This window comes from Mesorhizobium sp. M1D.F.Ca.ET.043.01.1.1 (genome assembly GCF_003952385.1).
Taxonomy (GTDB): domain Bacteria; phylum Pseudomonadota; class Alphaproteobacteria; order Rhizobiales; family Rhizobiaceae; genus Mesorhizobium.
Genome location: NZ_CP034444.1, coordinates 6,802,242 through 6,823,255, shown reverse-complemented (window position 1 = coordinate 6,823,255; position 21,014 = coordinate 6,802,242). Strand labels below are relative to the sequence as shown.

Sequence of the window (21,014 nt, the reverse complement as noted above, 5' to 3'; positions counted from 1 at the left end):
CGATCTCGCCCACCGCATGGCGGATGTAAGGCGCAACTATACTGATTCATACCGATTTCGTTAAGCTTCCATAAATTTCGACGGGTCTGTTGCAGAACGGTTTCACATCATCGTGACGGCCGCTGCGCCCCCCACCCGGTACCCGCCATGCTTGCGGTGCTGCGCCACACCGTGGCGGAACTGGCGATGGCGTGACAAGCCGCGAGGATTGTGCTCGAAATCTGGATGGCCCATGCGAGGCCCGGAGGATATGCAGTGAAGAAGGGATATCGCGAACTTCTCGATGAGGCGAATGCCGAGATCGAGGTGGTGTCGCCTGAGGAAGCGGCCGGGCTGCTGGAGGACGATGGCACGATCTTCGTCGATCTGCGCGATCCTGGCGAGGTCGAGCGCGACGGCAAGATCCCAGGCTCCAAGCATGTCACGCGCGGCATGCTCGAATTCTGGATCGACCCCGAAAGCCCCTACCACAAGCCGTTCTTCGCCTCGGGCAAGACCTTCGTCTTCTTCTGCGCCGGCGGCTGGCGCTCGGCGCTGGCAACCAAGACGGCGCAGGACATGGGCCTCACGCCGGTCAAGCACATCCTTGGCGGCTACACCGCCTGGAAGGCCGCCGGCCTGCCGGTCAAGCCGGGTCAGAAGAAGAAACCCGACTGACCCGGCTTTTCGCGGTTCCGGACGGAGGATCGCAGGAGGCTTGCCCTGCAACTATTTTTCAATGCAGCGCCGACTGGCGTTCCCCCGTGACGAAGCCCACGGCGCGCGCCACGACATCCTTGTCGGCGAGGATGCGGCGATGGCCAAGCCCGTCGGCCCAATGCAGGCTGACATGTTCGCCGGCGCCCGCATAGCGCTTGGCATGATCGGCATGGACTTCGCGATCGTCCGGCGCATGGATGATCAGCGTCGGCACCGGCACCTCGGCAAGCTGGCGGTCGCCGGTGAATTCGCTGAGGGGCCGCCCCGACAGATGTTTCACCCGATCCGCCATGGCGACCTGGGAGCGCGGCCCGACATTGAGCATGCGGCTGAAGTCATCGAATATCGCGGGCATGGAACTGGGCGCGGCGATCAGCACCAGTTTTTGCGCCGCCAATGGCGGCATGCCTTTTACGGAGGCAGCGACGGCGTTAGCGGCGATCGCGCCGCCAAAGGAATGGCCGACGGCAGCAACAAACGGGCCGAACCACTCTCCGGCGACCCGTGCCGCGTCGACCGCGGTCACCATGTTGAGATGCCGGCCGAGCGAATGGCCATGCCCTGGCAGGTCGAGCGAGACGACCTTGTAGCCGGCGCCGCGAAATCCCTCGATGAGCGTGCGCATGTATTCGGTGCGAGAGCGCCAGCCGTGGATGACGAGCACTGTGCCGCGAGAGTCCCTGCCCGGCTCGGGCCGGAACTCATGCACCGCAACGCAATCCGTCCTGGTTTTCAAACGGTGATGGCGGGCCTCGGCCATGAAAGCGGCAGCGCGCTCGACGGCGCGGCGCTCGCCATTGCTCAAGGCCTTGACGTTTGGCGTGCGGCAGAACAATTCGAACGCGGCGCGGCCGCTGAGACGCGGAGCGACATGCTCGGCCGCGCCGAAGACGCCCCGGATGACCTTCAATCCAAATGATGCCATAGTGGCGGTCCATCCATTCGTTCAAGCATGAACATAATAGTTCAAACATGAACATTAAGCAAGAGCTGCCCTGGGACAATCCGCGCTTTCGCAACTGGGTTGCCGTGGCGCGCGCCTGCCATGTGCTGGAGCGCACGCTGGCGACGAAGCTGGCGCCGCTCGACTTGAAGCCGGCGCAACTCGACGTGCTGATGAACCTCTATCGCCATCCCGGCATGTCGCAGCACGACCTGGCACGCAAGCTGCTTGTCGGCCGCTCCAACATCACCATGCTCCTGCCGCAGCTGGAAGCCCGCGGCCTGCTGCGTCGCGAAGGCGACGAGAAGGACAAGCGCGTGCTGCGGCTGAACCTCACCGAAGCCGGCGAGGCCCTGCTGATGCGGGCACTGAAGGTGCACATGGCGCTGATCGAGAAGGCGATGAGCCAGTCGACGCCGGAACAGTGCGACATGATCGGCGAGCAGATGCGCAAGATCGCCGATGTGCTCAAGGAAGCCTGACCGACCCCTGTCCAGGCGTGTTGAGATTTCAGGCCTCACCCGAAATCAACACGTCTACCACATCGTCTTTTTCGCCCGCTCAGGCCATTGCCGATCGTAGGTCTCGCCGTCGATATTCTTGCGGCTGGTGATCTCGAGGATCCGGCCAGGCGTCGGCAGCGACTTCGGATCGACCTGCTTCGCCGGGTTCCAGAGCTCCGAGCGCACGATGGCGCGGGCGCACTGGAAATAAACCGTGTCGACGGCGACGACGGTGACCGACCGCGCCGGCTTGCCTTCGACCGTGAAGGAGGCGCAAAGCTCGGCATCGGTGGTGATGTGAGCACGGCCGTTGACACGTAGCGTCGTGCCGGAGCCGGGCACCAGGAACAGCAGCCCGACGCGGGGATCGCGAATGATGTTCTTCAGCGAATCGGCGCGGTTGTTGCCGCGCCTGTCGGGCATCATCAGCGTCTTTTCATCGACGAGGCGCACGAAGCCGGCGAGATCGCCGCGCGGCGAGCAGTCCAGCCCTTCCGGTCCGCTGGTCGCGAGCGCCACGAAGGGCGAGGCCTCGATGAAGGCGGCATATTCGGGAATCACATGGTCGAGTTCCTTGACGATCGAGGCCTCGCCGGGCAGGCCGTAAAGGGCCTCGAGCTGTTCGACCGAAGTGATGAGCGACATCTTTTTTCGCCTCCTGACCTTTTGCCGGCGCTACGCCACGTCCATGACGCCTTGACGACAGCCGGTCACCCGAAATTCGATTTCCACCCTGCCGGGCTAGCGATCCCGGCTGAGACCCTTCTTGGCAAGCTCGGCGAGATAGGCGTTCCAGCGTTCCTCCTTCTCGTGGCCGAGCGTATGAAGATAGTTCCAGGTGAAAATGCCGGTGTCGTGGAAATCGTCAAAGGTGATGCGCACGGCGTAGTTGCCGACCGGCTCGATCTTGAGGATCGCCACGTTGCGCTTGCCGGGCACGGTCACCCGCTGTTCCGGCGAATGGCCCTGCACCTCCGCCGAGGGCGAGGCAACGCGCAACAATTCCGCCGGCAGCTCGAACGGCTGGTGATCCGGGAAGGTCACGGTGAGCAGCTTGCGGTCTTTGGAGACCCTCAGTTCCTTCGGCGCCGTCATGCTTGGTCCTGCGTGAAATGGCCCCTTCCCTACGCCGCTTCGCGCGACGCGGGAAGGCCATACGAGGCAGCCGACATACCATGTCGGTCAGGGAATGTTGCCAAAGATCAAGACCTTCTATCTTGAATGTCGGGCTGGATCGTATCACATAGCCGTATATAACGAACCCGTTCACGGCCACGGAAGCGTTTGAGCATGAATATGATCGACCCATTCGGTCGCACGATCACCTACCTTCGCGTGTCGGTCACCGACCGCTGCGACTTCCGCTGCACCTATTGCATGGCCGAGGACATGACCTTCCTGCCGAAGAAGGATCTGTTGTCGCTCGAGGAACTCGACCGGCTCTGCACCGTCTTCATCGAAAAGGGCGTCCGCAAGCTGAGGCTTACCGGCGGCGAGCCGCTGGTGCGCAAGAACATCATGCATCTGGTGCGCCAGCTGTCGCGGCATCTTGAGAGCGGCGCGCTGGAGGAGCTGACGCTCACCACCAACGGCTCGCAGCTGTCGCGCTTTGCCGCTGAGCTTGCCGACTGCGGGGTGAAGCGCATCAACGTCTCGCTCGACACGCTCGACGCCGACAAATTCCGCCAGATCACCCGCTGGGGCAATCTCGGCAAGGTCATGGAAGGCATCGACGCCGCGCAGGCCGCGGGCCTGAAGGTCAAGCTCAACGCCGTGGCGCTGCGCGAATTTAACGATGCCGAAATCCCCGAGATGCTGCGCTGGGCGCATCGCCGCGGCATGGATCTGACCGTCATAGAAACCATGCCGATGGGCGAGATCGACGCCGATCGCACAGACCAATACCTGCCGCTGTCGCTGCTGCGCGCCTCGCTGGAGCGCCAGTTCACGCTGACCGATATCCCCTACAAGACCGGCGGCCCTGCCCGCTATGTCCATGTTTCCGAGACAGGCGGCAGGCTCGGCTTCATCACGCCGATGACGCATAACTTCTGCGAAAGCTGCAACCGTGTTCGGCTGACCTGCACAGGCACGCTCTACATGTGCCTCGGCCAGGAGGACGCCGCCGACCTCAGGGCGCCGTTGCGTGCGTCCGAAGGCAACGAACTGGTCAGCGAAGCGATAGACGAGGCGATCGGGCGCAAGCCCAAGGGCCACGATTTCATCATCGATCGCCGCACCAGCCGTCCCTCCGTGTCGCGCCATATGAGCGTCACCGGCGGCTGATTTTTCCCAAGGATTGGTGCAAGATCACCTTTGGTCGCTGACCTTTGGGGGCACCATGACGCGTTTTCATCTCATCCAGGGCGCGCCTGTGGCGGTCGCCTTATCGTTGCTGACGACCGCAGCGACGACGGCGATCGCGAAGCCATTCACCTACGTCAATGCGCGCTTCGGCACCTCCTGCACGTTCCCCGACGAGGTATTCAGCATCACCGAAGCGGAACCGGAGAATGGCGATGGGCAGCAATGGAGCGCGGTCGACGGCGCCAGCCTGACCTGCTCCGGCATCTACAACATCGACAACGATACGCCGAAGGGCTTCGTCGCCGCCGAGAAGGCAAACACTGGACCAGGCTACAAGATCACCTACAGCAAGACCGGCAAGAACTGGGCGGTGCTGTCCGGCATCAAGGGCGACAAGGTCTTCTACGAGCGGCGCCTGTTCGGAAAGGACGGCGTCATTCGCAGCGTCTGGATCGAATATCCTTCGTCGCTCAAGCCGAAATACGATCCGCTGAGCGGCGCCATCGCCGCCAGCCTGCGCGGCCCCTGAGGCAAGCGCGGCGCGCTGCAAAATAAACCTGTCGCGCTGACCTCCGGCCGATTTACCGCCGCTCCGTTCCAGCCTAGCCTTCACGAGCGATTTTCGCTCAAGGGGGAAGTGCACATGCGCAAATTCTTGGCTTCACTTGCAATGCTTGGGATTGCTTCCATGCCGGCCGCGGCCCAGTCGATCGGCGGCACCTACACGGTTTCCGGCACCAACTTCGACGGCTCGTCTTACGGCGGCGAGGCAACCATCACGCTCACCAGCGAGACGACCTGCACGATCCATTGGGAAACGGGCGGCTCGTCCTCGGACGGCATCTGCATGCGCAACGACAATGCCTTTTCCGCAGGCTATGTGATGGGCAAGGAAATCGGCCTCGTCGTCTACAAGGTGGAAGACGACGGCTCGCTGCACGGGCTCTGGACGATCGCGGGCAAGGATGGCAACGGTACCGAGACGCTGACGCCCAAGAAATAAGGCCAACTGTTTTCCGGCAAGCCGGGCCACGGCGGATGCCCTGGCCCATTTCTTTGACGTTGCTGTTTCCCCTTCGCCTGCTAGAGGCTGATCCAAGGATAATTGGAAACGCCCTTGCCTCTCTCGCCCAATCTTCGCGGCGCGCTGTTCATGGTGGTGGCCATGATCGGCTTCACGCTGAACGACGCGATCACCAAATTCTCTTCCGAATCGATGAACATGGCGCAGGTCATGCTGGTGCGCGGCGCCTTCGCATCGCTCTTCGTCGGCCTGCTCGCCTGGCAGCGCGGCGCGCTTGCCGATCCTCGCGCCATGCTGCAGCCCATGGTCGCGGTGCGCGTCGCCGGCGAAGCCGGCGCCACGGTCTCCTTCCTCGTCGCTCTGGCGCATCTTCCGATCGCCAACGTCTCCGCCGTTCTGCAGGCGTTGCCGCTCGCCGTGACGATGGGCGCCGCACTTTTCTTCGGCGAAGGCGTCGGCTGGCGGCGCTGGCTCGCAATTGCCCTTGGTTTTGCCGGCGTGCTGATCATCGTACGGCCGGGCTTCGAGGGTTTTAGCGTCTATTCGCTGCTGGCGCTGGCGAGCGTTGTCTGCTGTGCGGTACGCGACCTCGCCACCAGGCGCATTCCGCAGGCGATCCCGACCATGCTGGTATCGACAGCGACAGCTCTCGCCATGACGGTGTTGGGCGCGCTGCTCTTGTCGCCGATGGGCGGCTGGACGCCGATGAGCGCACGAGCGACCGCGCTGCTGGCGCTGGCGGCAGTGCTGGTCCTCATCGGCTATCAGTTCATCATCATGGCGATGCGCTCGGGCGACATCTCCTTCATCGCGCCCTTCCGCTATACGGCGCTGCTGTGGTCGATCCTGCTCGGACTCGTCATCTTCGGCGACGTCCCCGACCTGCCGATGATCGTCGGCGCCTCGATCATCATCGGTTCCGGCCTCTATGCGCTGTATCGTGAACGCATCGTCGGCCGGCGGCAGCCTGCCGCCGAAAGCGCTGGACCCGACATGGCGCCGGACGGCATATAGGCGCGATGTATCAAAGCGTTGCGGGCATCATCCTGGCGGGAGGCCAGTCGCGCCGGATGGGCGGCGGCGACAAGCCCCTGTTGCCGCTGGGCAAAGGCAGGCTGATTGACCACGTCGTCGCGCGTCTCAAAGCGCAGGTCGGCATGCTTGCGCTCAATGCCAATGGCGACCTCGCACGGTTTGCCGGCCTCGGCATTCCGGTGATCGCCGACACGGTGCCAGGCTATGCCGGCCCGTTGGCCGGAATCCTCGCCGGCCTCGAATGGACGGCGGACAACACGGCCTGCCGGTCGCTTGTCAGCGCGGCCGGCGACACGCCATTCTTCCCCAGCGATCTCGTCGAACGGTTGGCCGCAGCCGCCAACGAAAGACCAGGCGCGATCGCGGTCGCCCGTGCCGACGGCAGATGGCACCCGACCTTCGCGCTCTGGCCGCAGGGCCTGCGCGACGATCTGCGCCGTTTCCTGGTCGACGAGGACAATCGCCGGGTTTCGGCCTTCATCGAGCGGCACGGTTTCGTCGAGGTTGAGTTTCCGATGATCGAGGCCGACGGCGAGCGGATCGACCCGTTCTTCAACATCAACACGCCGGACGATCTTGCGGAGGCCGAGCGTCTGTTGCAAAGCCTGCAGCCATGAGACGCGTATTCGGCATCACCGGCTGGAAGAATTCCGGCAAGACGACCCTGACCGAAAAGCTGGTCGCCGAACTGGTCCGGCGCGGCTGGACGGTCTCGACCGTCAAGCATGCCCATCATGACTTCGACATCGACAAGCCTGACACGGACTCCTTCCGTCACCGCCAGGCTGGTGCCATGGAGGTCGCGATCGTCTCCGGCCGGCGCTGGGCGCTGATGCACGAACTGCGCAACGAGGACGAGCCGTCGCTGGACGACATCCTGTCGCGCCTGGCGCCCTCCGACATCGTGCTCGTCGAGGGCTACAAGCGCGAGGCGCACAAGAAGATCGAGGCAAGGCGGCTGGAGGCCAAGGACCGGACGCCGCTTTCGATCAACGACCCAAACATCGTCGCCATCGCGGCGGATTTCAAAGTCGAAGGCGAAACCCTCCCCGTTTTCGATCTCGACGATACCAAATCGATAGCCGACTTTGTCGAGCGCGCGACCGGCCTGAACGCTCCAACCAAGTAACGCAGCGGCACACGGCGGATGTCGTTTGCTGTTGTTTTGCAGTTGCTTTTTTCTTCGAAAGAGTGGGAGTATCCCGCGCAGCGGGCGGTCAAGAAGCCCCGCCCACAAGAGCCGCACGGGACAGCGGCCATGACAATATGAGAGGATTATCATGCGTATTGCACTGCGTATCGCGCTCGCCGCTTCGGCCGCGCTGCTGACACTTGGCGTCGCCCAGGCTCAGGAGAAGACCCTGAGGATCGGCACCGAAGGCGCGTACCCGCCCTTCAACAACCTGACCTCGGACGGCCAACTCGTCGGTTTCGACATCGATATCGCCAAGGCGCTGTGCGACGAGATGAAGGTGAAGTGCACCTTCGTCGCGCAGGACTGGGACGGCATCATTCCAGCGCTCCAGGCCGGCAAGTTCGACGCCATCGTCGCCTCGATGTCGATCACGCCCGAGCGGCAGGAAAAGGTGGACTTCACCCACAAATACTACAACACCCCCTCCGCGATCGCCGTGCCCAAGGATTCGCCGCTCAAGGGCGTGACCAAGGAAGACCTCGCCGGCAAGTCGATCGGCGTCGCCACCACGACGACGCATTTCAACTATGCTTCGAAGACCTATACCGACAGCACGATCAAGGGCTATCCGAGCAGCCCCGAGGAACAGGCTGACCTTGCCAATGGCCGCCTCGACGCCATCGAGGACGACATCGTCGTGCTGCAGCAGTGGCTGGATTCGACCGACGGCGCCTGCTGCAAGATCCTCGGCCAGCCCTCGCCGCAGCCGGTCGAGATCTTCGGACCGGGCGCCGGCATTGCCGTGCGCAAGGGCGAAACCGACCTGGTCAACAAGCTAAACAACGCGATCGACGCCATCCGCAAAAACGGAAAGTACAAGGAAATCAACGACAAGTACTTCAAGTTCGACGTCTACGGCGCCGAGTCCTGATCATAACGCTCGGGGCGGTGAGGACCACCTCACCGCCCTTCCTTCATTCCGGGATCGCCACGGAGACACGCCCCGCCAATGCCGGCCCAAAGCATCTGGACACTTCTCAGTTGGGGCCCTGATGGCTGGAGTGACGATATCGCCTCCGGCGTGCTGGTCACGATTGCGCTGGCGCTCGCCACGCTCCCGATCGGCCTGACGATCGGTTTTTTTGTCGCCTTCGCCAAACAGTCGCAGGAACCGTCGCTGCGGGTCGCGGCTAACATCTACACAACGGTCTTTCGCGGCCTGCCCGAACTGGTGACGCTGTTCCTGTTCTTCTTCGGCATGCCGCTGCTGCTGCAATATGTCGTGCGCCTGTTCGAACCTGAGGCGACGGTCGACGTGAACAGCTTCATTGCCGGCATGATCGTGCTGTCGCTGATCTTCTCGTCCTACGCCAGCGAGGTCTTTCTTTCGGCCTTCCGCGCCATCCCCAAGGGCCAGTATGAGGGCGGCTACGCCATCGGCCTTTCGAAATGGCAGACGATGCGCCTGGTGATCCTGCCGCAACTTTTGCGTATCGCCTTCCCCGGCTTGGAGAATTGCTGGCTTAGCCTGCTCAAGGACACCTCGCTGGTCTCGGTCGTCAACCTCGCCGAGACCCTGCGCAATGCCGGCGTCGCGGCCCGTGTCACCAAGCATTCCTTCCTCTTCTACAGCGTCGCGGCGCTGGTCTTCCTTGTGCTGGCCGTCCTGTCGTCGATCGCCACCGCCTATATCCTGCGCTCGCTCGGGCGGAGGGAAGCGCGATGAGCGTCAGCCAGGCTATCGCCATCGACAAACCGCCGCCGCAGGCACGCGGCTGGCCGCGCGCGCGCATCGTCGGCTACGCGCTGGTCGGGCTGTGGGTGCTCTTCGGCCTTGGCATCGTGGCCTATCTTGTCCACGCCTGGAATGCCGAGTTCTTCGCCAGATACGCGCCCGCCTATCTGCAAGGACTTGGAACCACCCTGTCGCTGGTGGCCATTTCGATGGTGACCGGCGCGATCCTGTCGCTGCCCGTCGCCTACGGACGCATGTCGAAGAACAGGATCCTGTCCGGGCTCGCCTATTGCTACGTCTATTTCTTCCGCGGCACACCGCTGCTTGTGCAGACCTATCTGGTCTATTACGGCGTCGGCTCCTTCCGGCCGGAATTGCAGACGGTCGGGCTGTGGTGGTTCTTCCGCGAGGCGTTCTACTGCGGCGTCTTTGCCTTCTCCCTCAACACCGCTGCCTACCAGGCTGAAATCCTGCGCGGCGCCATCGAAAGCGTTCCGCGAGGCCAATGGGAGGGTGCGGCCTCGCTCGGCCTGCACAAGCTGCAGACGCTGCGCAAGGTCATCATGCCGCAGGCGATCATCGTGGCGCTGCGGCCTTACGGCAACGAACTCATCCTGATGATCAAGGCTTCGGCAATCGTCGCCATCATCACCGTCTATGATCTGATGGGCAATGCGAAGCTCGCCTACGCCAAGTCCTTCGACATCCAGGCCTATATCTGGGTGGCGATCGTCTATCTGGTGCTGGTCGAGATCCTGCGCCACGGCGTCGAATGGATCGAGCGGCGGATCACCATCCACCTCAAACGATAGAGCGTTTGAGCAATTCCAGGAAAAGGGCGCAGCGGTTTTCCGTCCGGAAATGCGGAAAATAAAAGCAGAGCGGCTCTCTTACCGAACCCCACGGGCATCGGCCTGCACCAGTCGATGCGGCTCTGCGTGCCTTGACGAATTTTTCGCATGGCCTAGACCTTCCGGCACTGAAATCTCTCTCGTGTTGGAAGGCAGGCTTATGGCATCGGTTGCATTTCTCGGTCTTGGCGTCATGGGCTATCCGATGGCCGGGCACCTCAGGAACAAGGGCGGCCACGACGTCACCGTCTACAACCGCACCGCGGCAAGAGCCGAGCAATGGGTCGCCAAGCACGGCGGCAAGCTGGCGCCGACGCCGGCCGAGGCGGCCGAAGGCAAGGATTTCGTCTTCTCCTGCGTCGGCAACGACGACGACCTGCGCTCGGTGACCATCGGCGCCAGGGGCGCCTTCGCCGCCATGAAGAAGGGCGCCGTCTTCATCGACAACACCACGGCCTCGGCCGAGGTCGCGCGTGAACTCGCCGAAGCCGCCGAGAAGGCCGGCTTTTCCTTCCTCGACGCGCCGGTTTCCGGCGGTCAGGCCGGCGCCGAAAACGGCGTGCTGACGGTGATGGTCGGCGGCGAGCAGGCTGCCTTCGACCGGGCCAGGCCGGTCATCGACGCCTTTGCCCGCATGGTCGGGCTGATGGGTCCGGCCGGCGCCGGCCAGCTCACCAAGATGATCAACCAGATTGCCATTGCCGGCCTCGTCCAGGGTCTGGCCGAAGGCATCCATTTCGGCAAGAAGGCCGGGCTCGACATCGAGAAGGTCATCGAGGTGATTTCCAAGGGCGCCGCCGGTTCCTGGCAGATGGAAAACCGCCACAAGACGATGAACGCCGGAAAGTATGATTTCGGCTTTGCCGTCGACTGGATGCGCAAGGATCTCGGCATCTGCCTCGCCGAGGCCAACCGCAATGGCGCTAGGCTGCCGGTGACGGCGCTGGTCGACCAGTTCTACAAGGACGTGCAGGACATGGGCGGCCGGCGCTGGGACACGTCGTCGCTGCTCGCGCGTCTGGAAAAATAGACGGCGATGACCGTGCCCGATCCGAGCTGGAGCGTCGATGACATCGTCGCCTACCTGCGCTTGATCGGAACGGAGGAAAACCGCGCCGGCATGGTTCGGTTCGGCATCAACACGAGAACCGCGCTCGGCGTCGGCAATTCCGACCTGCGGCCGTTGGCGCGCAAGCTTAAGAAGAACCACGAGCGGTCGTTGCTCCTGTGGGACACCGGCATCCGCGAGGCGCGCCTGATGGCGGCCTTTACCGGCGAGCCGAAAAAGCTCGATATCGGCCAATGCCGGCGCTGGGCCGCCGATTTCGACAGCTGGGAAATCGTCGACACCGTTGCCGACCTGTTCGCCGAGACGCCATTCCGGCGTGAACTGATCGAGGAATTCGCCGAGGACGAGCGTGAGTTCGTCCGCCGCACCGCCTTCGCCATACTGGCCTGGAGCGCGGTGCATCTGAAAAAGGAGCCCGACGCGACTTTCCGTGCCTATCTGCCGCTGGTCGAGAAGCATGCCGGCGACCCGCGCAACTTCGTTCGCAAGGCGGTGAACTGGGCGCTGCGGCAGATCGGCAAGCGGTCGATGGCGCTGCACGCCCCTGCCCTTGCGCTTGCGGAAAAACTAGCCGCGTCGTCAGACAAGACGGCGCGTTGGATCGGCAAGGACGCTGTCAAGGAACTGACGGATGCCAAACAGCTCGAGCGACTCGCCGCCGGAGAGGCTTGATCCCGGCCGTATCCGCTTCATCGAGGTGACGCGGGAAACGCGCGGCCGTTTCGAGGACTTGTTCGAGCAGCCGGGCGCTCCGAAATATTGCTGGTGCATGGCCTGGCGCCACTCTAGCCGCGAGCACATTCAAAACGACGAGAAGAAGCGCATGATGATGGCGCTGATCGATCGAGGCACGCCGGTCGGCATCGTCGCGGAGATCGACGGCAGAACAGTCGGCTGGTGCTCGGTCGCGCCGCGCGAGACCTATCGCAAGCTTTCCAAGCAGCAGGACGACAGCGAAATGGGCGTCTGGTCGATCGTCTGCTTCTATGTCCCAAGGGCTCTGCGCGGCGGCGGCTTGGCTTCGGCCTTGCTGGACGCAGCCGTCAAGCATACCTTCGCCAAGGGCGCGCGCGTGATCGAGGCCTATCCGGTCGACGAGGCTGCACCGAGCTACCGCTTCATGGGTTTTCGCGACATGTTCGTCGCGCGGGGTTTTCGGGAGATTGGCACAGCCGGCACGCGCCGGCATGTGATGCGGCTGGAACGTTGAACTGGAACAGTCACGACGCTTTTACTCGATTCCGAAAATGGACTGGCGGAGGATGGAGCGACCATGAGCAGACGTTTCAAATCACTCGTGACGCTGGCGGCCGTGCTTGCGCTCACCCCCGCGGGTGCCGATGCTGCGGCCGACGTGGCGCATATCTTCTGGAAAGATCTGCGGCCCGCTGCGCAGGCGACAGCCGAGAACGCAAACCTGCCGATGATCGCGGCAAAATTGCCCGATCACGGCGAGACCTTGTCGCTCAGCCTGCAGGACAAGACGATCCAATTAGCCGGCTATGCATTGCCGGTCGATCGCGACGGAGACCTTGTCTATCAATTCCTGCTGGTGCCGTGGACGGGCGCCTGCAGCCACATGCCGACGCCGCCGCCCAACCAGATCGTTCTGGTGACGCCCGCGCACCCCTACAAGATGTCTGAGGCCTATGAGCCGGTTTCGGTGACCGGCGTGCTGAAGCCGGGCATGGAGAAAAGCCAGCTCTTCATCCTCGACGGTGTCCTGATCGTCCAGTCCGGCTACACCGTGCGCAAGGCCGAGGTGGCGAACGTCGACTCGGTGCCCGATACGGTCACGCTCCCGGTCAACTCGCCGTGGAATTTCCTCAACAAAAAGAAGAATTAAGTCTCGCCGCTTCGCGCATAGCGGGAAGCGACGCACGCCAGATGCTCACGCTGCGTTGGCGCCCGACTCCTTGTCGAGGATCATGTAGTCGAGCGGAATTTCGGTCGTGTACTTGATCTGCTCCATGGCGAAGGACGACGACACGTCGCGGATCTCGATCTTGGCGATCAGCCGCTTGTAGAAGGCGTCGTAAGCGGCAATGTCGGGCACCACGACGCGCAGCAGATAGTCGACGTCGCCGCTCATGCGGTAGAACTCGACCACTTCCGGAAACTCCTGGATGACCTCGGAGAAGCGCCGCAGCCATTCATGGCTGTGCGAATTGGTGCGGATCGACACGAAGACGGTGACGCGCACATTGACCTTCTCGTGGTCGAGAATGGCTACGCGCCGCTTGATGACGCCCTCTTCCTCCAGCTTCTGGATGCGCCGCCAGCACGGCGTGGTCGACAGGCCGACTTTCTTGGCGACATCGGCGACCGCAAGCGTCGCGTCCTCCTGCAGGAGGCGGAGAATTTTTCGGTCAAGGCGGTCCATCGGGAGAACTCCAGGGGAATAGTTTCGCTATAATCCCTTTTATGGGGGCCATTCACAAGAAAGAAATTCTGCCAATGGCGGCAAAAGCGAGCGATATCTTGCCGAATGCTTAGCCGATGCGATAGCGGATTTCCGACCGCAGGAAAGGCAGCAAATCCATTTCAAACCACGGATTCTTCCTCAGCCACCCTGTGTTTCGCCACGACGGATGCGGCAGCGGCAGTACTTTTATGCTGGCCGCCGCATCCCAGATCGTGCGCCAGTTCTTGACCGTTTCCGTCAGCGAAGGCCCGCGCGCCATGCCCATGTGCCAGGTCTGCGCGTAACCGCCGATGGTCAGCACCAGGTCGATCTGGGGCATCAGCGCCATGAGATCAGCGCGCCAGGCCGGCGCGCATTCGCGGCGCGGCGGCAGGTCGGCGCCCTTGGCGTCCTGGCCCGGAAAGCAGAAGCCCATCGGCACGATGGCGAATTTTTTTGTGTCGTAGAACTCCTCGCTGCTGACGCCGAGCCAGTTCCGCAGGCGATCCCCTGAAGCATCGGTGAACGGCATGCCCGATATGTGGACCTTGGTGCCCGGCGCCTGGCTGGCGAGCAGGATCCGGGCTTTCGAAGAGGGCCTCAGCACCGGGCGCGGCTCATGCGGCAAGGGCCGGCCGCGCGGGTGCTCGACGCAGATGCGGCAGGCTCGCACTCTCGCCGTCAGGCTCTCCAGCGCTTCGCTGATGTCCGCCGGGTTGTCCAACAGCCAGGCCTCAGGCGGTAGCGCTCGGCCGGCTGGAGAGCGCCGCGTGCCAGCGCAGCACGTTCGTGCACTCCTCGGGCACCTTGATGCGCGCCGGCTTCATGAAATCGATGGCGATCATCCCGGTGATGTCGGCGACCGAATAGGCATCGCCGGCAGCGAATTCCCTGTCTGCCAGCTCGCGATCGAGAATATGCAGGAACTCGATGGCCTTGGGCTTGTTGGCCTCGCCCCATTCTGGAATCTGCGGCACTTCCCAGTCCTTCATCGCCGGATGGATGTGACGGAAGGCGGCGGCGACGCTGCTCATGAGATTGAGCTCCATGCGCCTTTGCCACATCTCGACCTTGGCCTTGCCTAGCGCTCCCCTCCCGAACAAGGCGGGTTCCGGATGCAGTTCCTCGAAGTAGCGGCAGATGGCTATGGATTCGGTGATGATGGTGCCGTCATCGATCTCCAGCACCGGCAGCCGCCGCAGCGGATTGCGCGATGCCACGGGCTGCTCGCGATGCTCCAGCGCTCCCATGTCGACGGGCACCAGCGGAACGGTCAGTCCCTTTTCCGCCAGGAAAACCCGCACCCGCCTAGGGTTCGGCGCGCGGCCGCCATCGAACAGCTTCATTCCATTCTCCGATCTTCCATCCCGATCTTAAAGCATGTCTCCCGAAAGTGGGACCGGTTTCGGGGACAAAGACATGCTTGAAATCAAAGGCTTAACGCAGGTCGCGTGAAACTTTTTTCACGCGACCTGCTTTAAGGCGCGCTTCAATGAATGTCGCCCAAAACTGCGCAGCGGTTTTGGGGAGACGACATGCATCGAACAGAGCATCGCCGGAAGCGGCATCATCGGAAGCGAAAGAACTCGCGCAGCGCATCGCCGAGCCAAGCCAGCCTGCCGTGCCTCCGCTCGACCGGCTGATCGTGATGGCTGTCGCGCCAGTCCTGCGGCTCGTCGAAGGAGCCGGCCCAGATGCCCGCTTTGGCGGCTCTGGCGACTGCCTCCTCGGTTTCGAAGTCGCCAAAGGCGACGGCCCATCCCGCCTGCACTTGCGCACGGTTGAGGTCCGTGTCGCCCGCCCTGCAGTCGCCGAGCAGCCGTCCATAGCGGTCGCGCTGCCAGCCGCTGCAGGAAACCGGCCTGCCGGCGATCAGCCGCACCAGCGACTGCCGCGCGAGCTTGCCGCAAGGATAGTCGGTCTCATCCTTGCGGCATGTCTGCACGTATTCCGGAGCGTCGATGCCGCGCATGCGGATGCGCTCGGCACCGAGCGTGATCGAATCGCCGTCATTGACGATGGCCGTGCCTTGCTCCTTGCGCGTCTCGAAACGGTCGAGCCGCGCCGCCACCAGGATGAACAGGCCAAGCAGGACCACCGTCAGCCCGTAATCCAGCAGCCTGCGCCAAAGGCTTCGCGGAGGCCGCGCAACATATCGTCGGCGCGGTCCTCGCGACCAGGAACGGCTCATATGGCAAACAGTCTCTTAATCATTCGAACGTAGCTTAACGAACTGAAAATCGCTGCGCGCGGAAATTGAACTTGCATGCCTTTGCTACGCTCGGACACAGCGGACAAATTCATTGTGGACCGCAGGAAACCGCATCGCAACAGCGATGTGGCGCGCGCGGTGCGCAGGACGCGTGACCGCCTCTCGCAGCAGGCCGGCAATCTTGATTTCGACCGCGAGCTGCTCAAGCTCCATGCGCGCGCCATGGTGGTCAGCGCGGCGGCGATTCCTCTGCTTGCGCTTTCGGTGGCAGCCATCGGCCGCTTCGCTGGCCTTGGTAATCAGGTCGCCGTCTGGGCTCTCTTCACGCTGCTTTGCTACACCATCGTCGCCTTCATGGCGCGGCGTGTCGAGCGCACGGAAGCGGCCGAGCTCGACCCGGTGCAGACGCGCCGCGATTTCCTGATCGGCCATGCGCTTTGCGGCCTCGGCTGGGCCTGGTTCGCATGGCTGGGCTGCGAGACATGCCAGGTGGATCAGTTCCATATCGTCAAGGCCGTGGTGCTCCTGGTCGCCATGGCGACGACCGCGGTCATGGCGTCGTCGCTCGGCGGTGCCCTGCTCGCGACCTTCGCCGTACCCGTGGCGGTCTATGCTTATGCGGTCCTGCGCTTGTGGATGCCGATCGAAGCGATCATGGCGGCGCTGCTCGTCGTCGCCCTGCCCTTCTTCGGCTACGTAGCGCGTCATCTCAACCAGGCCTCGTGGATGATCCTCTCCTTCCGCTCCGAGAAGGACGCGCTGATCGCCGAGGTGGAGACGGCGAAGTCGATGTCCGACGAGGCAAGGCGGCGCGCCGAGGACGCCAATCTGGCGAAGTCGCGCTTCCTCGCCTCGATGAGCCATGAGCTCCGCACGCCCCTCAACGCCATCCTCGGCTTCTCCGAAGTGATGGCCAATGAAGTGCTCGGGCCGATGAACAACCCGACCTATCGCGACTACGCGCACGACGTGCACGAATCCGGCCAGCACCTGCTCGACCTGATCAACGAGATCCTCGACCTGTCGCGCATCGAGGCCGGCCGATACCAGCTCAATGAAGAGCCGATGGCGTTGGTGACGGTCGTCGAGGACTGCTGCCACATGATGGAGCTGAGAGCCCGCAACAAGGACATCCGCATCAGCCAGGAGTTCGAGACCACCTTGCCGCGCCTGTTTGGCGACGAGCGGGCCATCCGGCAGATCGCGCTCAACCTGTTGTCCAACGCGATCAAGTTCACGCCGTCGGGCGGAGAAGTGCGCGTGCGCGTCGGCTGGACGGCGGGCGGCGGCCAGTACATCTCCGTCAAGGACAACGGGCCCGGCATTCCGGAGGAAGAAATCCCGGTGGTGCTTTCCGCCTTCGGCCAGGGCTCGATCGCCATCAAGAGCGCCGAACAGGGGACCGGCCTCGGCCTGCCGATCGTGCAGGGCCTGCTCGACATGCATGGCGGCGAGTTCGAGCTTCACTCCAAGCTGCGCGAAGGCACCGAGGCCATCGCCATCTTCCCGCTGAGCCGGGTGATGGAGGAACTGCCCGCACTGCCGACCAAGGCCGTCGCCGCGCGCCGGCGTTAGAGCAATTCCAGGAAAAACTTGTAGCGATTTTCCGGCCGGAATTGCGTAAAAACAAATACTTAGAGCGGTTCGGCGATTCTATGAATCGCTGAAACGCTCTAGCCCCGGGACGCTGTTAGGGCCGCACCGCCGCCGCCATGCCCGAACTGGTGAGCGCCGCCGCCTTGACCAGCCCGGCCGCCAGCCCGGCCCCCACCCCTTCGCCGTGACCGACACCGAGATCGAGCAGTGGCTCCAGCCCAAGCCGTTCGGCGACCTTGGCATGACCGGGCTCCGGCGACAGGCTGGCAAGCAGGCAATGGTCGATGGCGGAAGGATTGGCTTTGTGCAGAACCGCGGCGGCAGCCGTCGCCACGAAGCCGTCGAGAAGCACCGGGATCTTCTGCATGCGCGCGGCGAGGACGGCGCCGCAGATCGCCGCGAACTCGCGGCCGCCGACCCGGCGCAACGCCTCGAGCGGGTCACCGAGGCCGGCGCCGTGGAAGGCCAGCGCCCGATCGACCGTTTCCGCCTTGCGCGCCATCATCGCCGCATCGGCCCCCGATCCCGGTCCGACCCAGCCGGCGCCCTTGCCGCCGAACAGCGCCGCGCTGAGCGCGGCCGCAATAGTCGAATTGCCGACACCGAGATCGCCAAGGCAAAGAAGGTCGGCGCCGCCGGCGACCGCTTCCATGCCGAAGGCCATGGTCGCGGCGCAGCCGCGCTCGTCGAGCGCCGCTTCTTGCGTGATGTCGCCGGTCGGAATGTCCAGCGCCAGGTCGAAGACCTTCAGGCCGAGATCGTAGGCGATGCAGATCTGGTTGATCGCCGCACCTCCGGCAGCGCAGAGTTCAACGGCATTGGCGGTCGCCGAAACCGGCCGCGGCGAGATGGCGTGCCTCACAGCGCCGTGATTGCCGGCGAAGATCGCCACCAGCGGCCGGTTGACGGCCGGCGGCGCGCGCCCGCTCCACGCGGCGAGCCAGGCCGCGATGTCCTCGATCCGGCCCAGCGAGGCTTTCGGCTTGTCGGCCCTGGCAAACAGCGCGCGGACGCGGGCGTCGGCGGCAGCATCCGCCGGCGGCAGCGTCGCCAGGAGGGTGCGGAAATCATCGAAAGGCTTTGCGGTCATGTCGGATGCTGTCTCTTTGCGGGGAACAGGCAGCGGCATAGCCGCCTTCACCGTCCGGCACAACCGCCCCGGCGATGCCGCGAAAGCGCCGGTCGGCGGCGCATTGCGGAGGGCTTGCATTGGCTTTGCGGTTGCACCATGTGGGGTGAAGGCAAGAGAACAGCATGACCGCCATCGAGTCTCCCTGCATACTCGTCTGCTCGATCGACATGAAAACCGGCTTCTGTTTCGGGTGCGGCCGCACGCGCGACGAGATCGCCGGCTGGATCGCAATGACGCCGGAAGTCCGGCGTGCGGTCATGGCCGAATTGCCGGCGCGGCTGCAGACGGTCGAACGCCGGCCACGGCGCGAGACGCGGCGCGCCCGCATGGCGCGCGAGCGTGACATGCTGTGAAGAGCTGGCCGTGAGAAGGGGTTGGTCATGAACCGCCTGTTCTGGATCGTCATGCTGGTGATCGGCGCCGGAGTGATCCTGCTGATGATGAACGATTCCGCCGGCCGCACCTTCGGCATCGAGAACCACGATTTCAGCCGGTTGATCTGGGTTGGTGTCCTGGTAGCGGTGATCGGCGCCAGCCTCGTCCGCTCGGGCCGGCCGCTCGGCGACATGGCACGCAATCTCGGCGTCTGGGCGGCAATCGTGCTGGCGCTGATCGCCGGCTACCAATATCGCTACGAGCTGCAGGACGTTGCCAGCCGCGTGACGGCCGGCCTTGTCCCGGGAAGCCCGCTGGCGCTCGGCGTGGACAATGGCCGCGCCACCGTGACGCTCGACAAGGCCGACAATGGCCATTTCGAAGCGCGAATTCTCGTCAACGGCGCGCCGGTGCGGACCGTGGTCGATACCGGCGCTACCAGCACGGTGCTGACGGCGGAGGACGCCCAGGCGGCCGGCTTCAACCCGGCCACGCTCAGCTACACGGTGGACGTCTCGACCGCCAACGGCATGGCGCGTGCCGCCACTGTCAGGATCGGCGAGGTCGCGATCGGCGGCATCGTACGCAAGGATATGCCGGTCATGGTCGCGGCGCCCGGCATGCTCGAGCAAAGCCTGCTCGGCATGAACTTCATCAGCTCGCTCTCGGGCTTCGACGTGCGCGGCGACCGCATGATCCTTCGGGATTGAACCCGGCTCAGGCTGCCTCGGCCTCCGCCGCAAAATCGATTGCCGCGAACGCCGTCTTCAGCACCTCCGGCCCGGCGCCGGGTTTGTTGGCGTCGGTGGACAGGATCTGCCGGTAGCGGCGCGCGCCGGGAAGGCCGTGGAACAGCCCGACCATATGGCGCGTGACATGACCGAGCCGCCCGCCCTTCTCGATATGGCGCGCGGCGTAGCCGGCCATTGCATCCATGAGCGCCGCGTAGTCGAAAGCGACCGGCGCCTCGCCGTAGAATGCGGCATCGATCCCGGTGAGGATGCCGGGCGTGTGATAGGCCGCGCGGCCGAGCATGGCGCCGTCGACATGGCCGAGATGCTCCGAAACCTCATCGAGCGCTTGAATGCCGCCATTGATGCCGATGAATTGGTTCGGCTTCCTGGCTTTGAGCCGGTAGACGCGCGGATAGTCGAGCGGCGGGATCTCGCGATTTTCCTTGGGGCTCAGCCCCTCCAGCCACGCCTTGCGGGCATGCACCCAGAGCGCATCGGCGCCCGCCGCCAGCACGCCGTCGGCGAGCGTGTCGAGCGCAGGCTCGGGGTCCTGGTCGTCGACGCCGATGCGGCATTTGACTGTGACCGGAATCCTCACCGCCGCCTTCATCGCCGCGACGCAGTCCGCCACCAGCGCCGGCGTCTTCATCAGGCAGGCGCCGAACGTGCCCGACTGGACGCGGTCGGACGGGCAGCCGACATTGAGGTTGATCTCGTCGTAGCCGAACGCCTCGCCGATCACCGCCGCTTCGGCAAGCTTTCGCGGATCCGAGCCGCCAAGCTGCAGCGCAACCGGATGCTCGGCATCGTCGAATCCAAGCAGCCGCTCGCGTGCGCCATGGATGACGGCGTCGGCCACGACCATCTCGGTGTAGAGCAGCGCCCGGCGCGTCAGCCGGCGGTGGAAGAACCGGCAGTGCCGGTCCGTCCAATCCATCATTGGTGCTATAGCAAGCAGTGGTTGCATCGCCTTTTTGAGTTCTTTCTGCTGCATCATCATCCATATTTGGTAGATGCGGGTCGCGAAATTTTCTTTTAGTTTCATATAGTTCGAATGAACAGGGACAAAGGTCCCAAGATCGATTGGACTATTTTTGGCGTCACACTTTTTGTAAAAAAGCAACGGTCCGATTTTAACTTTCCACAAATAAGAGTAAACTTTTCGTGCTCAAGTTCTGAGCGGGAGGCGTACAGGCAGTCAATGCCTGTTGAAGAGGGGCGGGGTTGAGTATGCCCTCATTGTTGATCCTTGGTGCCCGC

At 63.7% G+C, this 21,014-nt stretch carries 26 protein-coding genes and 1 pseudogene; 18 read left to right on the top strand and 9 right to left on the bottom strand.

What is annotated here, in order from left to right:
• The first annotated feature begins 255 nt into the window (after positions 1-255).
• Complete coding sequence (locus EJ067_RS32915) at positions 256-657, top strand: rhodanese-like domain-containing protein (protein ID WP_126089231.1); 402 nt, start codon at positions 256-258, stop codon at positions 655-657.
• A 58-nt stretch (positions 658-715) separates the two neighbouring features.
• On the opposite strand, the gene EJ067_RS32910 is transcribed toward EJ067_RS32915, so the two are convergent.
• The gene (locus EJ067_RS32910) at positions 716-1,624 is read right to left on the bottom strand and encodes an alpha/beta hydrolase (RefSeq protein ID WP_126089230.1); all 909 of its coding nucleotides are present in this window, start codon (positions 1,622-1,624) and stop codon (positions 716-718) included.
• A gap of 47 nt (positions 1,625-1,671) precedes the next feature.
• On the opposite strand from EJ067_RS32910, the gene EJ067_RS32905 reads away from it, so the two are divergent.
• Positions 1,672-2,124, top strand: a complete 453-nt coding sequence (locus EJ067_RS32905) for a MarR family transcriptional regulator (protein WP_126089229.1) — start codon at positions 1,672-1,674, stop codon at positions 2,122-2,124.
• A 54-nt stretch (positions 2,125-2,178) separates the two neighbouring features.
• Here the strand turns inward: EJ067_RS32905 and EJ067_RS32900 are convergent, their stop codons facing one another.
• A complete protein-coding gene (locus tag EJ067_RS32900; protein WP_126089228.1) occupies positions 2,179-2,790 on the bottom strand; it encodes a pyridoxamine 5'-phosphate oxidase family protein in 612 nt (203 codons plus the stop codon).
• Positions 2,791-2,886: 96 nt separating this feature from the next.
• Positions 2,887-3,240 (bottom strand): DUF971 domain-containing protein, encoded by a 354-nt coding sequence (locus EJ067_RS32895; RefSeq protein WP_126089227.1) that lies wholly within the window; start codon positions 3,238-3,240, stop codon positions 2,887-2,889.
• Between the two features lie 195 nt (positions 3,241-3,435).
• Here EJ067_RS32895 and moaA point away from each other — a divergent pair, with 195 nt between their 5' ends.
• The 13 genes from moaA (at position 3,436) to EJ067_RS32830 (ending at position 13,147) form a co-directional block, all read left to right on the top strand.
• Positions 3,436-4,431, top strand: coding sequence for a GTP 3',8-cyclase MoaA (gene moaA / locus EJ067_RS32890; protein WP_126089226.1), 996 nt, complete (start codon positions 3,436-3,438; stop codon positions 4,429-4,431).
• A gap of 55 nt (positions 4,432-4,486) precedes the next feature.
• Positions 4,487-4,981: a hypothetical protein gene (locus tag EJ067_RS32885; protein WP_126089225.1), complete on the top strand. Its 495-nt coding sequence runs from the start codon at positions 4,487-4,489 to the stop codon at positions 4,979-4,981.
• 114 nt (positions 4,982-5,095) lie between these two features.
• A complete protein-coding gene (locus EJ067_RS32880; RefSeq protein ID WP_126089224.1) occupies positions 5,096-5,455 on the top strand; it encodes a hypothetical protein in 360 nt (119 codons plus the stop codon).
• A 114-nt stretch (positions 5,456-5,569) separates the two neighbouring features.
• Positions 5,570-6,490, top strand: a complete 921-nt coding sequence (locus tag EJ067_RS32875) for a DMT family transporter (RefSeq protein ID WP_126089223.1) — start codon at positions 5,570-5,572, stop codon at positions 6,488-6,490.
• 5 nt (positions 6,491-6,495) lie between these two features.
• A complete protein-coding gene (gene mobA / locus EJ067_RS32870) occupies positions 6,496-7,128 on the top strand; it encodes a molybdenum cofactor guanylyltransferase MobA (RefSeq protein ID WP_126089222.1) in 633 nt (210 codons plus the stop codon).
• Entirely contained in the window at positions 7,125-7,640 is a 516-nt protein-coding gene (mobB, locus tag EJ067_RS32865) for a molybdopterin-guanine dinucleotide biosynthesis protein B (RefSeq protein ID WP_126089221.1), read from the top strand. Before mobA ends, mobB begins: the two co-directional genes overlap by 4 nt.
• Positions 7,641-7,791: 151 nt before the next feature.
• Positions 7,792-8,577, top strand: a complete 786-nt coding sequence (locus tag EJ067_RS32860; protein ID WP_126089220.1) for an ABC transporter substrate-binding protein — start codon at positions 7,792-7,794, stop codon at positions 8,575-8,577.
• A 78-nt stretch (positions 8,578-8,655) separates the two neighbouring features.
• Positions 8,656-9,372, top strand: a complete 717-nt coding sequence (locus EJ067_RS32855; RefSeq protein WP_126089219.1) for an ABC transporter permease — start codon at positions 8,656-8,658, stop codon at positions 9,370-9,372.
• Positions 9,369-10,193 (top strand): ABC transporter permease, encoded by an 825-nt coding sequence (locus EJ067_RS32850; protein ID WP_126089218.1) that lies wholly within the window; start codon positions 9,369-9,371, stop codon positions 10,191-10,193. The genes EJ067_RS32855 and EJ067_RS32850 overlap by 4 nt, the downstream gene beginning before the upstream one ends.
• A gap of 199 nt (positions 10,194-10,392) precedes the next feature.
• A complete protein-coding gene (locus EJ067_RS32845) occupies positions 10,393-11,262 on the top strand; it encodes an NAD(P)-dependent oxidoreductase (RefSeq protein WP_126089217.1) in 870 nt (289 codons plus the stop codon).
• A 6-nt stretch (positions 11,263-11,268) separates the two neighbouring features.
• Positions 11,269-11,973: a DNA alkylation repair protein gene (locus tag EJ067_RS32840; protein ID WP_126089216.1), complete on the top strand. Its 705-nt coding sequence runs from the start codon at positions 11,269-11,271 to the stop codon at positions 11,971-11,973.
• A complete protein-coding gene (locus EJ067_RS32835) occupies positions 11,933-12,511 on the top strand; it encodes a GNAT family N-acetyltransferase (protein ID WP_126089215.1) in 579 nt (192 codons plus the stop codon). Before EJ067_RS32840 ends, EJ067_RS32835 begins: the two co-directional genes overlap by 41 nt.
• A gap of 63 nt (positions 12,512-12,574) precedes the next feature.
• Entirely contained in the window at positions 12,575-13,147 is a 573-nt protein-coding gene (locus EJ067_RS32830; protein WP_126089214.1) for a DUF3299 domain-containing protein, read from the top strand.
• Positions 13,148-13,192: 45 nt separating this feature from the next.
• On the opposite strand, the gene EJ067_RS32825 is transcribed toward EJ067_RS32830, so the two are convergent.
• The 4 genes and pseudogenes from EJ067_RS32825 to EJ067_RS32810 all read right to left on the bottom strand — a co-directional run bounded on the left by EJ067_RS32825 (position 13,193) and on the right by EJ067_RS32810 (position 15,896).
• Positions 13,193-13,684 (bottom strand): Lrp/AsnC family transcriptional regulator, encoded by a 492-nt coding sequence (locus tag EJ067_RS32825; RefSeq protein ID WP_066992738.1) that lies wholly within the window; start codon positions 13,682-13,684, stop codon positions 13,193-13,195.
• Positions 13,685-13,793: 109 nt separating this feature from the next.
• Positions 13,794-14,411, bottom strand: a pseudogene (locus EJ067_RS32820) (uracil-DNA glycosylase family protein); the annotation flags it as partial.
• A 28-nt stretch (positions 14,412-14,439) separates the two neighbouring features.
• Positions 14,440-15,051 carry a glutathione S-transferase gene (locus tag EJ067_RS32815; protein WP_126089212.1) on the bottom strand — a complete coding sequence of 204 codons (612 nt, stop codon included), beginning with the start codon at positions 15,049-15,051 and terminating at the stop codon, positions 14,440-14,442.
• A 221-nt stretch (positions 15,052-15,272) separates the two neighbouring features.
• Positions 15,273-15,896: a thermonuclease family protein gene (locus EJ067_RS32810; RefSeq protein WP_126089211.1), complete on the bottom strand. Its 624-nt coding sequence runs from the start codon at positions 15,894-15,896 to the stop codon at positions 15,273-15,275.
• A gap of 75 nt (positions 15,897-15,971) precedes the next feature.
• On the opposite strand from EJ067_RS32810, the gene EJ067_RS32805 reads away from it, so the two are divergent.
• Positions 15,972-17,492, top strand: a complete 1,521-nt coding sequence (locus EJ067_RS32805; protein ID WP_126089210.1) for a HAMP domain-containing sensor histidine kinase — start codon at positions 15,972-15,974, stop codon at positions 17,490-17,492.
• Between the two features lie 115 nt (positions 17,493-17,607).
• Here EJ067_RS32805 and EJ067_RS32800 read toward each other — a convergent pair whose 3' ends face one another.
• Positions 17,608-18,603 carry a nicotinate-nucleotide--dimethylbenzimidazole phosphoribosyltransferase gene (locus EJ067_RS32800; RefSeq protein WP_126089209.1) on the bottom strand — a complete coding sequence of 332 codons (996 nt, stop codon included), beginning with the start codon at positions 18,601-18,603 and terminating at the stop codon, positions 17,608-17,610.
• Positions 18,604-18,767: 164 nt separating this feature from the next.
• Between EJ067_RS32800 and EJ067_RS32795 the strand changes: the two genes are divergently transcribed.
• Both EJ067_RS32795 and EJ067_RS32790 read left to right on the top strand, forming a co-directional pair.
• The gene (locus tag EJ067_RS32795) at positions 18,768-18,998 is read left to right on the top strand and encodes a DUF1289 domain-containing protein (protein ID WP_126089208.1); all 231 of its coding nucleotides are present in this window, start codon (positions 18,768-18,770) and stop codon (positions 18,996-18,998) included.
• Between the two features lie 27 nt (positions 18,999-19,025).
• The gene (locus EJ067_RS32790) at positions 19,026-19,730 is read left to right on the top strand and encodes a TIGR02281 family clan AA aspartic protease (RefSeq protein WP_126089207.1); all 705 of its coding nucleotides are present in this window, start codon (positions 19,026-19,028) and stop codon (positions 19,728-19,730) included.
• A gap of 7 nt (positions 19,731-19,737) precedes the next feature.
• Here EJ067_RS32790 and dusA read toward each other — a convergent pair whose 3' ends face one another.
• Complete coding sequence (gene dusA / locus EJ067_RS32785; RefSeq protein WP_245468101.1) at positions 19,738-20,694, bottom strand: tRNA dihydrouridine(20/20a) synthase DusA; 957 nt, start codon at positions 20,692-20,694, stop codon at positions 19,738-19,740.
• Between the last annotated feature and the right edge of the window lie 320 nt (positions 20,695-21,014).